Annotated in this window: 15 protein-coding genes; 2 read left to right on the forward strand and 13 right to left on the reverse strand. The window is 60.4% G+C overall.

Going from position 1 to position 15,317, the window contains the following annotated elements:
* Window positions 1-255 precede the first annotated feature (255 nt).
* From ACPYOJ_RS06240 to ACPYOJ_RS06270, 7 genes are all read right to left on the reverse strand, one after another.
* Window positions 256-1,062 carry a shikimate dehydrogenase family protein gene (locus tag ACPYOJ_RS06240; RefSeq protein WP_481415473.1) on the reverse strand — a complete coding sequence of 269 codons (807 nt, stop codon included), beginning with the start codon at window positions 1,060-1,062 and terminating at the stop codon, window positions 256-258.
* Window positions 1,059-2,633 (reverse strand): aldehyde dehydrogenase (NADP(+)), encoded by a 1,575-nt coding sequence (locus tag ACPYOJ_RS06245; protein WP_481415474.1) that lies wholly within the window; start codon window positions 2,631-2,633, stop codon window positions 1,059-1,061. The genes ACPYOJ_RS06240 and ACPYOJ_RS06245 overlap by 4 nt, the downstream gene beginning before the upstream one ends.
* Before the next feature lie 16 nt (window positions 2,634-2,649).
* Complete coding sequence (locus ACPYOJ_RS06250) at window positions 2,650-3,579, reverse strand: dihydrodipicolinate synthase family protein (RefSeq protein WP_481415475.1); 930 nt, start codon at window positions 3,577-3,579, stop codon at window positions 2,650-2,652.
* 85 nt (window positions 3,580-3,664) lie between these two features.
* Entirely contained in the window at window positions 3,665-4,474 is an 810-nt protein-coding gene (locus tag ACPYOJ_RS06255) for a transporter substrate-binding domain-containing protein (RefSeq protein WP_481415476.1), read from the reverse strand.
* A 46-nt stretch (window positions 4,475-4,520) separates the two neighbouring features.
* Window positions 4,521-5,261: an amino acid ABC transporter ATP-binding protein gene (locus tag ACPYOJ_RS06260; RefSeq protein ID WP_481415505.1), complete on the reverse strand. Its 741-nt coding sequence runs from the start codon at window positions 5,259-5,261 to the stop codon at window positions 4,521-4,523.
* A gap of 69 nt (window positions 5,262-5,330) precedes the next feature.
* A complete protein-coding gene (locus tag ACPYOJ_RS06265) occupies window positions 5,331-5,975 on the reverse strand; it encodes an amino acid ABC transporter permease (protein ID WP_481415477.1) in 645 nt (214 codons plus the stop codon).
* Window positions 5,976-5,985: 10 nt separating this feature from the next.
* Window positions 5,986-6,669, reverse strand: coding sequence for an amino acid ABC transporter permease (locus tag ACPYOJ_RS06270; protein WP_481415478.1), 684 nt, complete (start codon window positions 6,667-6,669; stop codon window positions 5,986-5,988).
* Window positions 6,670-6,873: 204 nt separating this feature from the next.
* Here ACPYOJ_RS06270 and ACPYOJ_RS06275 point away from each other — a divergent pair, with 204 nt between their 5' ends.
* Both ACPYOJ_RS06275 and ACPYOJ_RS06280 read left to right on the forward strand, forming a co-directional pair.
* Window positions 6,874-8,412 (forward strand): UxaA family hydrolase, encoded by a 1,539-nt coding sequence (locus ACPYOJ_RS06275; protein ID WP_481415479.1) that lies wholly within the window; start codon window positions 6,874-6,876, stop codon window positions 8,410-8,412.
* Window positions 8,388-9,404 (forward strand): GntR family transcriptional regulator, encoded by a 1,017-nt coding sequence (locus tag ACPYOJ_RS06280; RefSeq protein ID WP_481415480.1) that lies wholly within the window; start codon window positions 8,388-8,390, stop codon window positions 9,402-9,404. The genes ACPYOJ_RS06275 and ACPYOJ_RS06280 overlap by 25 nt, the downstream gene beginning before the upstream one ends.
* Before the next feature lie 53 nt (window positions 9,405-9,457).
* Here ACPYOJ_RS06280 and ACPYOJ_RS06285 read toward each other — a convergent pair whose 3' ends face one another.
* From ACPYOJ_RS06285 to ACPYOJ_RS06310, 6 genes are all read right to left on the reverse strand, one after another.
* On the reverse strand, window positions 9,458-10,543 hold the full coding sequence (locus tag ACPYOJ_RS06285; RefSeq protein WP_481415481.1) for a nucleotidyltransferase family protein: 1,086 nt from the start codon (window positions 10,541-10,543) through the stop codon (window positions 9,458-9,460).
* 141 nt (window positions 10,544-10,684) lie between these two features.
* Window positions 10,685-11,689 (reverse strand): PQQ-dependent sugar dehydrogenase, encoded by a 1,005-nt coding sequence (locus ACPYOJ_RS06290; protein ID WP_481415482.1) that lies wholly within the window; start codon window positions 11,687-11,689, stop codon window positions 10,685-10,687.
* A gap of 194 nt (window positions 11,690-11,883) precedes the next feature.
* Window positions 11,884-12,273 (reverse strand): c-type cytochrome, encoded by a 390-nt coding sequence (locus ACPYOJ_RS06295; RefSeq protein ID WP_481415483.1) that lies wholly within the window; start codon window positions 12,271-12,273, stop codon window positions 11,884-11,886.
* A gap of 265 nt (window positions 12,274-12,538) precedes the next feature.
* Window positions 12,539-13,567: an aliphatic sulfonate ABC transporter substrate-binding protein gene (locus tag ACPYOJ_RS06300; protein WP_481415484.1), complete on the reverse strand. Its 1,029-nt coding sequence runs from the start codon at window positions 13,565-13,567 to the stop codon at window positions 12,539-12,541.
* 27 nt (window positions 13,568-13,594) lie between these two features.
* Window positions 13,595-14,449: an ABC transporter permease gene (locus ACPYOJ_RS06305; protein ID WP_481415485.1), complete on the reverse strand. Its 855-nt coding sequence runs from the start codon at window positions 14,447-14,449 to the stop codon at window positions 13,595-13,597.
* Window positions 14,450-14,464: 15 nt separating this feature from the next.
* Window positions 14,465-15,301 (reverse strand): ABC transporter ATP-binding protein, encoded by an 837-nt coding sequence (locus ACPYOJ_RS06310; protein ID WP_481415486.1) that lies wholly within the window; start codon window positions 15,299-15,301, stop codon window positions 14,465-14,467.
* Window positions 15,302-15,317 lie beyond the last annotated feature (16 nt).

Here is a 15,317-nt window from a genome sequence, read left to right on the forward strand (position 1 = left end):
ACGAAGCAACGTCCACGCTCGGGTTTTTGCACGTCCTTGGATCGCATCGTGTGGACCTAGACCGGCGATACTCCGATAATTTGCGGCGGCCACTTCAAGGAGATGAAGATAGGTTGCGGATCGCCTTTCCAAGCATCGAATGCCCGGTGCGTGAAGGGACCTTGCCAGTCTAGCCGAAGGACGATCCTGCGTGTCGACGCGGGGGCAAGTTTATGTCCAACCCGCTCGCCTACAGCATGGCACGACGCACCCAGATCACAGTTTAAAGTAATCAGCCATCAGCTCGAGCTGATGCTCCAGCATCGGTTTCCCGAGATGGATGCGGCAGCCGTTTTCCTTTGCCGCGACAAGCAAAGGTGTCATCTCGGGTTCCATGATAACCTCGGCCACCACCATGGATGACGAGAGCCGCTCAACATTGAGCGGCAGCGCGTCATCGGGCTTCATGCCGAGCGACGTGCCATTGACGACGATGTCGTGCCCGGAGGGATCTTCGTCTCCGACCGACAACGAGACCTCAGGATGAGCGGCGGCGATCCTTTCGCGCAAGGCTTCCGCCTTGGCGCGGGTCCTGTTGGCGAGCGTGAGATGAGCAACACCCGCAGCCGCCATCGCAAAGGCGATGGCGCCTGCGGCACCGCCGGCACCCACGAGGTAGACCCTCCGGTTGGCCACGTCGATGCCGGCAGCGGCGAGACCGGAGAGAAAGCCGGCCCCGTCAAGCATGTCGCCAACGATGCGTCCATCCTCTTCGCGGCGGATAACGTTGACCGCGCCCATCGCTCGAGCGCGATCGCTGATCTCATCGCAAAGCCCAGACATGGCGCCCTTGTGCGGTACGGTCACGATCGCGCCATCGAAACTCTTAAGAGCGCGAAGCCCATCCAAAAAGATGGAGAGCTTCTCGGGTGCGATCTGAAACGGCACCATGACGGCGTCACGGCCGCGCTTTACCGCGATACCGTTGATTCCCGGAGGGGCCTTCACGTGAGCGATCGGGTCGGCAAGAATACCAAGAACCCGAGTGCGCCCCGTGATGTCCGTGAGATTGCGGGTCGTCATATTTTCAATTTTCCATCGATGCGTCTTGGCAGACCTTCGCTTCCGGTCCCCTGAAGTTCAGGCGGCAGGAGCACATCCGGCAGATCCTGGTAGCTTACAGGGCGCAGGAAGCGGTTGATGGCGAGGCTTCCAACCGACGTCGAACGACCGTCGGCGGTCGACGGATACGGGCCGCCGTGAACCATCGCATGGGAGACTTCAACGCCCGTGCCGAAGCCGTTCACCAGAATGCGGCCAACCTTGCGCTCCAGCAGCGGCAGCAGGCCGCGCGCCGTTTCGTAATCGCCTTCGTCGATGTGGATGGCGGCGGTAAGCTGACCTTCCAGACTTTCGACGACACGCTTCAGCGTTGCGAGATCAGGGCACCGCACGACGAGGGAGGCGGCGCCGAAGACCTCGTCCTGCAATTCATGACGGGCAAGAAAATCTTCCGCTTCGGTCATGTAAAGAGCGGCGCAGGCCTTCATGGCTTCGGCATTCGCCGCCTTGGCGACGACCTTCGCCGTCGGATTTTTTTCCAGGGCATCCACGCCGCCGTTATAGGCCGACAGGATACCGGGCGTCAGCATCGTTGCCGGAAGCGCCTCCGTTACCGCTGCGCCGGCCGATTTCAGGAATTCGTTGAACCCGGGGCCGTCGATGGCGAGGATGAGGCCCGGGTTGGTGCAGAACTGACCCGCGCCCAGTGTGAGCGAGGCGACGAATGCCTTGCCGATTTCAGCGCCACGCGCTGCGAGCGCGGCCGGAAACAGCAACACGGGGTTGATGCTGCTCATCTCCGCGTAAACCGGAATCGGTTCGCGACGTTCCGCGGCAATCCTCATGAAGGCGGTGCCGCCTCCGCGCGAGCCGGTAAAGCCGACAGCCTTGATGCGGGAATCGGCAACGAGGCCCTGCGCGATCTTGCGGTCGTTCGCATGAAGCAGGGAAAACACGCCCTCAGCCAGCCCGCACTGCGCGACAGCCTTCTGAATGGCGAGGCCGACCAGTTCGGACGTGCCGGGATGGGCGGAATGAGCCTTGACGACAACCGGGCATCCCGCGGCCAGCGCCGATGCGGTATCGCCGCCGGCAACCGAGAAGGCCAAAGGAAAATTGCTCGCGCCGAAAACAGCGACCGGTCCGAGCGGGACGTTGCGCAGACGCAGATCGACGCGCGGAAGTGGCTTCCGCTCCGGCTGGGCCGGATCGATCCGCAATTCCAGGAAACCGCCGTCGCGCACGACGCCGGCAAACATCCTCAGCTGACCGACGGTGCGCGCACGCTCACCTTCCAGACGCGGCCGCGGAAGCCCCGTCTCCTGCATCGCACGCTCGATCAGTTCATCGCCGATATCCAGGATGTTCTGCGCGATCGTTTCGAGAAACGCCGCCCGCTCTTCAAGCGGCAATGCGCGATAGCTGTCAAACGCCTTCTCGGCGAGAGCGCAAGCTTCATCAAGATCGGCCGCCGAGGCTCCGCCAAAGGCAGGAGAAAGCGCATTTCCCGTTGCAGCTTCGACAGCGTGCAGTTCGCCCTGGGTGCCGCGTCTTTTCGTGGCCCCAATCAAAAGATCGCCTGAAATCGTCATGTCTCTATCCTTTGTTCTACTTGCCCCATTCCAGAGCAAGAGGCTTCAACTCGCGGGCGATCTCCAGCAGCCCTTCGCGGGTGGCCGGATGCATCGCTTCGAGAGGATGACGTACCGTATCAGAGGCAATGACGCCACCTTCTGCCATCACGGTTTTGGCAGCCCGCAGGCCGCATTGCCGGTTTTCGTAGTTGATCAGCGGCAGAATACGCGCATACGCCTTTGCAGCCTCGTCTCGCCTTCCGGCCGCATGATGCTCTATCACCGGGCGAATAAGATCCGGGAGAAGCGCGCTCGACATGACGCCGGTGGCACCGGCGTCCAGATCTGCCATCAGCGTGATGGCCTCTTCGCCGTCGAACGGGCCTTCGATTGCCGCGCCTCCGGCAGCGATCAGCGCCCTGAGCTTGGCGGCGGTTCCGGCGACCTCGATCTTGAAGTAACGGACGAGTGGCAGTTCATTGGCGAGCCGAACCATGAAAGGCACAGACAGGCTGACGCCGCTGAGCGGTGCGTCCTGCACCATGATCGGAATGCCGGCAGCCTCCTGGACGCGGGCGAAATGGTCGAAGATCGTCTGTTCGTCGAGCCGGATACCTGCGCCGTGATAGGGCGGCATCAGCATGATGAGCTTGGCGCCGGCCTCTCTGGCATGGGCTGAACGGGCGGCCGCGATCTGCGTGCTGAAATGGCTGCAGGTCACCATGACGGGAACGCGCCCGGCGACATGCTCGAGACTGACTTCCGTCAGGATCCGCCGCTCCTCGTCCGTCAGAAGAAACTGCTCGGAATAGTTGGCCAGAATGCAGATTCCATCGACGCCCTGGTCGATCATGCAGTCGAGCACGCGGCGCTGTCCCTCGATGTCGATCTCGCCATTGGGCTTGAAGGGCGTCGGAGCGACGGGAAAGAGTCCGCGGTACGGAGTACGGGCTTCGGAGGTCATGGCTGTTCCTGGCAAATGTCTAAATAGATGTAGTGCGGGAAAGCCGGGCGGGCACGCATGCCCGTCCGGTCGCCTTCGGAGGCGATTATTGTTCCGGAATGGTTTCCGGGAGAGACTGATGGAAGTACTTTTCGTAGATCGTGTTGAGCTTGCCGTTCTTCAGGTTCGTGGCAACCCAGTCGTCGACCCAGGCCTTGAGCTCCGCGTCATCCTTGCGAAGACCGACAGCCATCGGATAGGCAGCCATGTTGACCTTCACTTCCATGCCGAGGCCCGGGTTCTGGGCCGCAACGTCGTTGGCGGTCGAGAGCGCCGCAGCAAGGATGCTTTGCTGGCCCGTGGCAACCGCGGTGTTGGTCGTCGCTTCATCCTCGTAGCGGACGACGTTGGCATCAACGCCGCTGTCCTTGACCAGGCGCGTCAATTCGATGTCGGCGGTCGTACCGCGGGCAACGGCGACCGACTTGCCAGCCAGGTCAGCTGCGCCCTTGATCGCGTCGCCCGTGGGAGCAGAAATCACGACCGGGATGACGCCGTACGGCTTGGAATAGGCAATGACCTTCTTGCGCTCGGCCGTGATCGAGAAGGACGCGATCACCATATCGACCTTGCGGGCGAGCAGCGAGGGCACACGGTTGGAGCCGGAAACCGGCACGATTTCGACCGGAACACCCAGGTCTTCAGCCAGCAGCTTCGCCGTCTCGACATCCGATCCGGTCTCCTTGGCCTGCGCATCCAGCATACCGTAAGGCGGATGGCCGACGTCGATGGCGATCAGGACCTTGCCGCGTTCCTTGATCGCGGCCGGAACATCGGCCGCCATCGCCGCGGACAATCCGAACGACGTGCCCAGCGCCACCGTGGCGAGCGCGAGGGTTTTCTTCACATTCAACATTACTACTCCTCCATTGAAACAAGTAGGTTGGGATTAAGAACCGCGGTCAAAGCCCGTTGCCGACGAACTGCTGCAATTCGGCGGTTTGCGGATTGACAAGAATGTCTCCCCTTCCGGTCTCCCAGACTTTGCCCTGGTGCATGAATACGACGGTGTTTGCCACCGACCGGGCAAAGGCCATCTCGTGCGTCACGACCATCATGGTCATGCCGTTTGCGGCCAGCCGTTCGATCGCCTTCAGCACTTCGCCCGTCAGTTCGGGGTCGAGCGCCGAGGTAACTTCGTCGAAAAGGATGAGCTTCGGCTTCATGGCCAGCGAACGCGCGATCGCGACCCGCTGCTGCTGGCCTCCGGAAAGCTGCTCGGGATAGGCGTTGATCTTGTCCGAGAGTCCGACCTGGGCGAGAACCTCGGCGGCCAGTTCGCGAGCCTCGGCCGCACCCATGCGACGGACCTTGCGGGGCGCGAGCGTGACGTTCTGCTCGACTGTCAGATGCGGAAAGAGATTATAGCTCTGGAACACGATACCCACGTCGTGACGCAGTTCACGCAGGTTCAGATCCTTCGCTCGGAGGTCGTAACCGCAGACGGTGAGTTCGCCGCCATCGATCTTTTCCAGCCCGTTCACGCAACGCAATGCGGTGCTCTTTCCCGATCCGCTGCGTCCGACCAGTGCGACGACCTGGCCGGCGGAGACCTCCAGATCGATACCCTTCAGCACTTCAATGGCGCCGAAGCTCTTGCGCACGTTCTGGAAATGCACCATCCGCGTCGAGGAACCCGGCATCGCAGTCTTCTCTGTGTTCGATTGGGGGGCAGCCTGCTTTGGCAACGAAACGTTCATTGGTTTCCTCTCTCAAATCCGGTGAAGCTTCCGCTCGAAGCGCCGCGCCAGGACCGACATCGGAAAACAGATGACGAAGTAGATCAGCGCGGCAATCGTAAAGACGACGAACGGTTTGAAGGTCGAGTTGTTGATGACCTTGGCGGAATAGGTCAGATCGAAGAAGTTGATCACAACCGCGTAGGAGGTGTTCTTGACGATCTGCACCAGGAACCCCACCGTCGGCGGGATGGCAATGCGAAGCGCCTGCGGGAGAATGATATGGACGAGGCGCTGGACGGAGGTGAGCGCCAGGCATTCGGCGGCTTCCCACTGCGTCTTCGGCACCGCTTGAATACAGCCCTTCCAGATCTCGCCCAGATAGGCACTGGAATAGAGCGTCATGGCAATGCCAGCCGCGACGAGTGCGGGTACTTCATAGCCGCCGATGCTGATGCCGAAGTAGACCACGAACATGATCACCGGCAGCGGCACGCCCTGGATGAGCTGGACTAAGCCGGCAGAGGCTGTGCTGGTAACCGAATTTTTTGACGCCCGGGCGAGAGCCAGCGGCAGCCCTAGGATCGTGCCACCCACGAAGCCGAAGATTGACAGGACGATCGTCCAGCCGGCGCCTTGGAAGATGTAGGCGATTTGTTGGATACTCAATCCGAACATGGACGGCTCCTTACAGCGGGGTGCGCAGCCGGCGGCGGCGGGGGAAGGAAACTTCCGCAACACCGAGCAGGACCAGGCGCAGAAGCGAGGCGAGCGCGAGATAGATGACGGCGATCACCAGATAGGTTTCAAAGCCGCGGAAGGTGAAGGACTGGATCATGTAGGCGACGCCGGTCAGTTCCTCCGCCGAGATCTGGGACATGATCGAGGTGGCGAGCATCATGAGTACGAACTGGCTGACCAACGCGGGATAGACACGCTCCACCGCCTGAGGAAGCTGGATCGATACCAGCGACTGCACCGGCCCGAGCGCAAGACAGGACGCCGCCTCGAGCTGGCCACGCGGAATGCTCTGGAAACCGGCGCGCATGATCTCGGCGGTATAGGCGCCGACATTGATGACGAGGGCAATCACGGCGGCAGGGAATGAGCCGATGTGGACCTGAAGGGCGGACAGCCCGAAGAACAGCCAGAATACCTGAATGATCAGCGGCGTATTGCGAATGCTTTCGACATAGACGGTGGCGACCCGCTGCAGCCAGGGGCCGCCGTGAAGGCGGGCGACGGCGCAGGCCGTGCCGAGCAGGAAGCCGGGAATGATCGAAACCGCCGTCATGCCCAGCGTAAGCCAGACACCATGGATCAGGTCGGGTCCGTAATCGTTCAGAAACGAGAAATCAAATTCATACGACATGGCGGCAATTCTTCAAAACTGCGAACAAGCTACGGCGACGGCCGCAGCAAAGGGCATGGATTTCAAAGACTTGTTGAATTTGTGAGGGTACATCGACGCCGGCTTCCTCCCTGTCGAATTTTTGCCAACAGCCCCGTTGACTTCTGAGTGCTTAACACTATTGATTTATGCATGCAACAATCATTTTTTACGGATGAAGGCAAGATGAAGTCGAAAACGATAGCTCCGGTGATCCAGCTTCACCCGACTGACAACGTCGCGGTCGCACGGGAAAACATCCCCGCGGGCACCACGGCAAGCATTGCCGGTGATGAGATTGCGGCACGGGCGGATATCCCGAGTGGCCACAAGATGGCGCTGCGGAAAATCTCGCCCGGCGAGCCTGTACTCAAATATGGCCAGGTTATCGGCGTTGCGACGACGGCGATTGCGGCGGGCGACCATGTCCATCTCCACAACCTGGCCATGCAGGAAAGCAGCGCCACCCACCACTTCGCCGAAGAATCGCGGCCGACGCCCCTGCTGCCAGAAGGCGAGCGGCGTACATTCGAAGGCTATGTGCGCCCCAACGGTCTCGTCGGCACGCGCAACTTCATCGGCATCATCACGTCGGTAAACTGCTCCGCCACGGTGGCCCGCGCCATCGCCGATGGTTTCAACCGCGGTGGTCTGGCGGGATACGACAATGTCGACGGTGTGGTGGCGCTAACCCATGGCACCGGCTGCGCCATCAACACGAAGACCGAAGGCTATACCTACCTTCAGCGGGTGCTCAGCGGCTATGCGAGAAACCCGAACTTTGGCGGCATCCTGATGATCGGCCTCGGGTGCGAAACCAATCAGATCGACCCGATCGTCAAGAAATTCGGGTTGGAGGAAGGTCCCTTCCTGCGCACGATGACAATCCAGAACCTGGGCGGAACGCGCAAGACCGTAGAGGCCGCCTCGGATATGATTCGCGAGATGCTGCCGACAGTAAACGCGGCAAAGCGCACGACGGTCCCTCTGTCGGGACTGAAAGTCGCGCTGCAGTGCGGCGGCTCGGATGGCTATTCGGGCATTTCGGCGAACCCGGCGTTGGGTTATGCGGCCGATCTCGTCGTGCGCAACGGCGGTACGGCGGTGCTTAGCGAAACGCCGGAAATCTATGGCGCGGAGCACCTTCTCACGCGCCGGGCCGTGACGCCCCGTGTGGCGGAGCAGCTCATGGAGCGCATCGAGTGGTGGCGGCACTATACCGAACGCAACGGCGCCGAGCTGAACAACAACCCCTCGCACGGCAACAAACTCGGCGGGCTTACGACCATTCTCGAAAAGTCGCTCGGCGCCGTGGCGAAGGGTGGGTCGATGCCACTCGAAGCGGTCTACGAATATGCCGAAATCATCGACAAGCCGGGCTTTGTCTTCATGGACACTCCCGGATACGACCCTGTCGCCGTAACCGGCCAGGTCGCCGGCGGATGCAACGTCATCGTATTCACGACGGGCCGCGGCTCGGTCTCCGGCTTCAAGCCAGCTCCCTGCATCAAGGTTGCAACCAACACGGAAATGTATGAACGTATGCAGGAGGATATGGATATCAACTGCGGCGATATCGTCAACGGCGGGGATACAATCGAAGCGGCGGGGATACGCATCTTCGAGAAGATCATTGCCGTCGCCTCCGGTGTACACACGCTGAGCGAAGATTATGGGTTTGGGGACAATGAATTCGTACCATGGCAGATCGGCGCAGTAACCTGAGTGAAAAGAAGCTGGACGGGCAGAACTCCAGCGGGACACCGGCCTATGCGGCGATCGCTGAACAGGTTCGCCGCAGCATCGAGGTAGGTTCGCTGCCGGAAGGCACCGTCTTGCTCGAAGGGCCGCTGGCCGCACTTTTCGGCTCCAGCCGGTCCCCGGTCAAGCAAGCTCTCTCCTCGCTGGAAAGCGCAGGCCTTCTCAGCCGGTTTGATGGGCGCGGCCTGCTCGTCGGCAGAACCCACGAGCCGCGGCGCATCAAAATCACGCCGGAGATGCTCCAGTTCGAGAACCAGGCGGGGCTCAACCCCAAGAGCTTCGCTTGGCAACCGCATTACTACGAATTTGAGCGTGAGCTTATCCTGCGCTCGGTATTCGGGCGAGCGCGCCTCAACGAGTTCGCTTTGGCGCGCCACCTCGACGTTGGGCGCACTGTCGCCCACGATTTGCTCATGCATGCCCGCGAAGTCGGCATTGTCTCGAAGGACGAACGGTCGCGATGGTGGGTCGTTCCGTTGGACGAGGCGCGCTTCCGGGATCTCTACGAGCTGCGAATTCTGCTGGAGCCGGTGGCGCTGCAAGCCGCGATAGGTCGGATACCGGTCGAACAGCTGGATGGAATCGAGAGCCGTCTGAAGGCAGCGGTCAGCGATTTTCCACAGGTTCCGACCGCCGACCTCGATACTCTGGAATCCGATCTGCACATTGACTGCATTAGCTATAGTCAGAACCCGGAAATCGTGGAAGCGCTGAAGCGCACGCGCTGCATTCTCGTGGCCGGTAAACACATTCAGGCCGCGTTGAAGCGCGACATTGCGGTGGATCCCTTCATGGAGGAGCATCTCGAAATCGTTTCGGCCGTGCGCGCTCATGACGGCGCTTCGGCCAAAAGTGCCCTCGTCAACCATCTCGCGCTGTCGGCACAGAAAGCAGCCGACCGACTGGCGGCATTTCGTGCCACCCAGAGCATGCCGGAGCTGCCTTACATCCAGTAGTGCGCAGGGCCGACAACAGCCTGCAGGGAAGCCGGCACTGGCAGGCATGGGCTCTAGCGGAAATTTTCGAGCTCGGCGCCCAATTCCTTCATCACTTCAATAAGGGCCGACAGATAGTCGGCTTTTTTGTCTGGCACCATAGCGAGGCCCTTTAGAATGCCTTCCTGCCATGCTCGCCCCCTCCCCCACGCCTCTCGAAGCGCATCTTCCAGATCGCCGCCTTGCCGCGTGAGCATCATGGCTTCCAGCAGAAGTATTGCCTGACGTATGTCCTTTTCGCGCTTAAGATAGCCGACACCGTCATTCTGGCGACGGCTGGCGACGATCAGTTTATGAATGGCATATCGAGCGGGAGCGGGGACGCTAGCGTTCACGCCACTCTTGTGGAGCATCACTGTCCTGATGGGATCATAGATCAGGAAATCCATGAAACGCATCGGATCGGCCGCAGCGCCGCCAAGCGCGGGCATGTCCGCCGGTCTATCCTCGTAGTCATCGGAGCCGCGATTGGTTGTGAGGAATTCGACGCGATATTGATTGCGGTTTTGAAAAGCCGTGACCTTCGGCGATCCGGAGCGATGTGGGACTGGCCGGAATGACGGATCAACGGATTGCAGGAGATCGAGAACGGGCGGCAAGCTGTCGTTCACTTCTACGCTGATCGCGTAATCTTGGGCGAAATCGGCGTCACCTGTTTGCATCGACGAACCAGGAAGACGAACCCCAAGGACACCGGCATAGGTTTGAAACGCAATCGTTCCGACGAGGATCGCCCGCAGCCGGAAAAGACCGGCGTTCGACATCGCCTCGACGATATCCCCAGACAGCCTTTCGGGCGCGATCAACCCCGCTTCGCGCGTTAATGTAGACACCAGACGCCGGCGCGATTTCAAATCATCTTTGAGAGCTTGAAAGTCCTCGACGCGGCGTGCGATTTCAGGATCATCCATGGGCCCGACATATTGCCGCTTCTGCTTTCCGCTTCCGGTTGGCGTGTCGAAATACCAATATTGCCGGTTTTTGACCGTCACCGGCACAAATCGTCCTCCCGGCGGGAATTCACTTTCGAACGCCGCATCAAAAGTCCGTTGCCCCAGTTCTGCGAACATGGTGCGATAGACAAGGTCGATTTCCTTCAAAGACACCGCGTCATCCGTTATACTATATTCGCGAAAATAGTATAACTAGGCTCTCTCATTTGGCAAGCCCACGAAGGGAAACGCGCGTCCGACCAACAAAGCCTCACCCTGACACGAGTCACTGAAAAGGAACCCTCGGCGTCATTGCCTGAAGATGTGAATCGCGCCTCCGGCGTCGTCGGATACGAGGACGGAACCATCCGGCGCCTCCTTGACGTCCACGGGCCGCCCGACGTCTCTGAGGAAAGGCGTTGCCGAGACCGGGCGATTGCCTTGGAACCGCACCCGCACCACCTGGCGCCCGACGGGAACCGACCTGTTCCAACTGCCGTGCTCGGCGACCAGAGCATCGCCGCCAAGGCTGCGGAAGAAATGGATTCCCAAGGTTGCGACATGCGCTTGAAAATTGAAAACGGGCGGAATCTGCTGGGAGGGCGGCCGCGCATCTTCGAACCCGGTGAGCTGGATTCCGCCTCCGAAATAGGGAAAGCCATAAAAGCCACCGGGCCGGAGCGCATTCAGCTCGTCGGGTGGGACATCGTCGCCCATTCTATCGGCGCCGTTGTCGGTAAAGAACATGGTGCCGCCGCGCCAGTCGAAGCCGACCGAGTTGCGCACGCCCCAAGCGACCCTTCGAAAGTCGGAGCCGTCCTGATTCATGCTGACGATCGTGCCTTGCAGCCCGCGCGGCAAGCAAATGTTGCAAGGCGACCCTAGCGAGACATAGAGCCGGGAATCGGGGCCAACCGCGATGTAGCGAAGACTATGGCCCCCCGAATTCGGCAATCCTCGGCGAATATCGCGCCTGCCGCTGAGAACGCCTCCAGGTCCTATGTCGAATGCGGTTATTCTGTTGCTCGAAGCGACGAACAAACGACCGCGGGAGCATGCGACTCCGTTCGCAGCGGAGAATCCGGTGGCCACCCGCCGCGCGCCGCCGCCGGACAACGGCACGGCATAGACCGACGAACCTCTGGTCCCGACGAACACTATGTCGCCGCACACCGCCATTTCGCGCGCGGCGGGAACCCGGGCGAGCAGCTCGGCCCGTGCCGAACCGAGGGCAACGCCAGAGGCAACCGCAGTCAGCGCGAAAAGCGCGATTCTAGCGGAGAAAGATCCGGCTTTGAGGGAAAAGACGTCCATCGGCGCCCTCCAAACACAAGCTGAATTTGCGAGAGGTGGAGCGGCCTATTCTCGTTTCAAGCGAGAGCCTCGGGCCTCACTGCGAAGTGATCCTTACATTCATGAGGCCGTCTAGGCCGCGGCTGCGCCGCGACAGAACGCCGGTCTGCGAGGAAAACGGCAATGAAACCACGCGACAGCGGCGGTCTCACGTCTTACTTCTTGGAATATTGCTCGAGATAAGCGAGGAGATTGGTGATTTCGGTATCATCCTTCAAGCCGGGAAAAGCCATCTTGGTGCCTTTTACCTTCGCCTTCGGATTGTGAAGGTAGTCGCGCAACGTTGCCTCGTCCCATTGGAGCCCCGACTTGCCCGCTTCGACCATCGCCTTGGAATAGGCAAATCCGGCATGCGTGCCGGCAACTCTTCCGATCACCCCGTTCAGAGACGGACCTACCTTGTTCTGGTCCGTATCGGCGACGTGACAAACCTTGCACTTATTGAACACCGTTGCGCCTGCGTTCGCATCTCCCTCCTGAGCATGGACCCCGCAGGCAGAAAAGATCGCAACTGATGCAACGATCAGACGAATGTTGTAATTCATGGCATTTCCTCATTTCGCCAAAGGTGCCATTTGACAAAAGCAGGGCCGCTATCCCCGGCCGGCGCCTGCCCTTTCGGATCGTGGCTGATAACGACGCCGAGCCTTGCGATCCATTAAAAAAGTTAGCTGCAAGGGAATGTAAGTCAAGCCTGTCATCCTCCGGCAGTTGCGATTTCCGGTTACGTCAAATCCGGACAAAACGTGAAGCGGCCCCGCTGGAGGGGCCGCAAGTGTTGCTCTGAGCTTTGTGCAATGCCAGCTGGCATTATTGATTGGCGTCGACTTCCTTGTAGGCCGCGTCGAGATAGCTCGTATCGATCCATTTGTCATAGTCGACAGCGCCCTTGAGAAGCTTTGCATCGGCCATGAACTGCTCCTCGGCCTTCAACGAGGCGAGTGCTTCCGGGGTGATCTTCGGGTCCTGATAGAAGACATTGTCCTTGTAGGTTTCCCGCACCGACTTTTCAGAGGACTTCGTTTCGTCGACGAAGATCTTGATTGCCTCCTCCGGATGGGCGTCAGCCCAGCGTGCGGTTTCGATATCGACCTTCAAGAGGCGCTTGACGAGGTCCGGATACTTCCGAACGAATTCGCCATTGGCCGAAATGACGTAAGGCGCGGACCATTCAGGATGCGAGCTCGCATGGAGGATTACCCGGGCCTGCCCGGTTTCGACGAGCTTGGCCGCCACGTCGCCGCTTTCAACGACCGCATCGACATCGCCGCGAACCAGGGCGGGCCCCGACGCGTCGAAAGCAAGATTGAGGGATTCGACGTCATCGAGCGACAGGCCGACCGATTTCAGCGCCTTGGCAAAGGTCGAGTGGCGAACGGTGCCCGCGAGATAGGCGACCTTCTTTCCCTTGAGGTCTTCCAAAGACTTGATCGATGAATCCGCCTTGACGATGATCGCCGAGCCGTTGGACTTCACATAGCTGGAAAGGCCGATCGCCTTGACGTCACCACCGGCCGCAGCGACGCGCAGGGCCGGATTGTTGCCGGTGTAGATGACCTCGACCGCACCCGTCGCGAGCGCAGTCGTGGCTTCCGAACCGCCGTTCGTGAAAGCAATGAACTCGACCTTGATGCCGTCCTTCTCGAATTCCTTCGCAAGCGTGCCGTTATGACGCTCGAGGATGAATTTGAGATGGCCCGGTGCCGTGCTGCCGATGCGGATCACTTCGGGCTTGTCCGCGGCGAAAGCCGGCGCCGCAAGCGCGGTGCTGCCAAGAGCAAGGGCCGCCAGGCTGCCGAGGAACGAGCGCCGAAGCAGGGAGAGATTGAAGCTGGTCATGATAAGTCCCCTTGAGAACGTGTTGGATCAGGCATGCGATGTTTCGGAGTGGCCCTTCCAGGCGGTCGCCCAGCGCTCGAACCAGACGAGCAGGTAGTTCACCAGAAGGCCGATCGCGGTCATGGTGATGATGCCGGCGTACATGTCGGCCGTTTCCATCATCAGCTGCGATTGCTGGATCAGGAATCCGAGCCCTGATTTGGCGGCGAGCATTTCCGCGCCGATCACGGCGAAGATCGAGGATTTGACGGCAAGTCGTGCGCCGGACACGATGGAAGGGATGCTCGCGGGCAAGATGACCTTGCGGAACATGTCGAGATCCGACGTCCCCATCGAACGGGCTGCCTTGAGGAGCAGCGGATCGACCGATTTCACACCGCTGATCGTATTGATCAGCAGGAAGAAGATCGATGAATAGAAGGTGATTGCGATCTTCGAGGCTTCGCCGATCCCGAGCAGCAGGATGAAGACCGGCAGCAACGCGAACTGCGAGGTATTACGCAGCGTCTGGACGAGAAGATCGGAGACCTTCTCGAACATCGTGTAGCGGCCCATCAGAAAGCCAAGTGGCACAGCGACGACGACCGCCAGCAGGAAACCGATTGCGGCGCGTTGCAGGCTGATGCCGATGTTGGCCGACAGCGCGCCGTCGAGAAGCATGGCATACCAAGCTTCGCAGACTTCGCTGAAAGGAGGGAAGAAGATGCGGTTCAGCCAGCCGAGCCGCGGCGCGATCTCCCAGAGTGCGAAGAAGGCGACGAGCAGCGGCAGGCCATAGGTCAAGGTGCCGAGTTCGACATGCCGTTTGCGCGGAGAGGCATCTTTTCTCCGCGAGGGAAAGAAGCCGGCGCCAAAGGCGGGTTTGTCGCTTACATAGGCCATCGTCTTACTCCCGGTTCAGTTTGCGTAAGCGGGCGAAAGCGCCCAGTCTTTTTGCGCCTTGTTGACTTCGTCCCTGAGAGCCTCCCAGACGCGCCCGCGATGCGTATTGAATTCCGTGCTTGCACGGATGTCGCCGTCTCGGGGGCGAGGCAGGTCGATCTCGATGATCTCCTTGACGGTGCCCGGCCGGGCGGTCATCACCACGATGCGGTCGGCGAGATAGATCGCTTCGTCGATCGAATGGGTGACGAAGACGACCGTCGTGTTGATCTTTTCCCAGATGCGCAGAAGCTCCGTCTGCAGGATCTCGCGCGTCTGGGCGTCGAGCGCTGCGAAGGGTTCGTCCATCAGCAAGACTTCCGGATCGGTTGCGAGCGCCCGGGCGATCGCCACGCGCTGCTGCATGCCGCCGGAAAGCTGGTTCGGAAAGCGGTCCTCGAAACCCGAAAGGCCGAAAAGCGAGAGAAAGTAGCGCGCCTTTTCAGTACGCTCGCGCTTCGCAACGCCATGGACCTCCAGCGCATATTCGATGTTCGACAACGCCGTCCGCCAGGGAAATAAGGCGTACTGCTGGAAAACGTAGCCGGTCTTGGGGTCCGGCTTGATGATCCGCTTGCCGTCGATCTTGACGGCGCCTTCCGAGGCTTCGGTCAACCCGCCGATGATGTCGAGCAGGACTGATTTTCCGCTGCCGCTCGGGCCGACCAGAGTGATGAACTCGCCTTTGCGGATTGCGAGGTCGACGCCGTTCAGCACAGTAACGCGATCGGATTCGCGCCCGTCGATATTGACGAACTGGCCGGGCTTCAGCTGAAAGGTTTTGCAGACGTCGGTAACGGTAATGCGGTCCATGGTCTCTTCCTGTCTA

Source organism: Rhizobium sp. SVR5-9E, assembly GCF_056755095.1.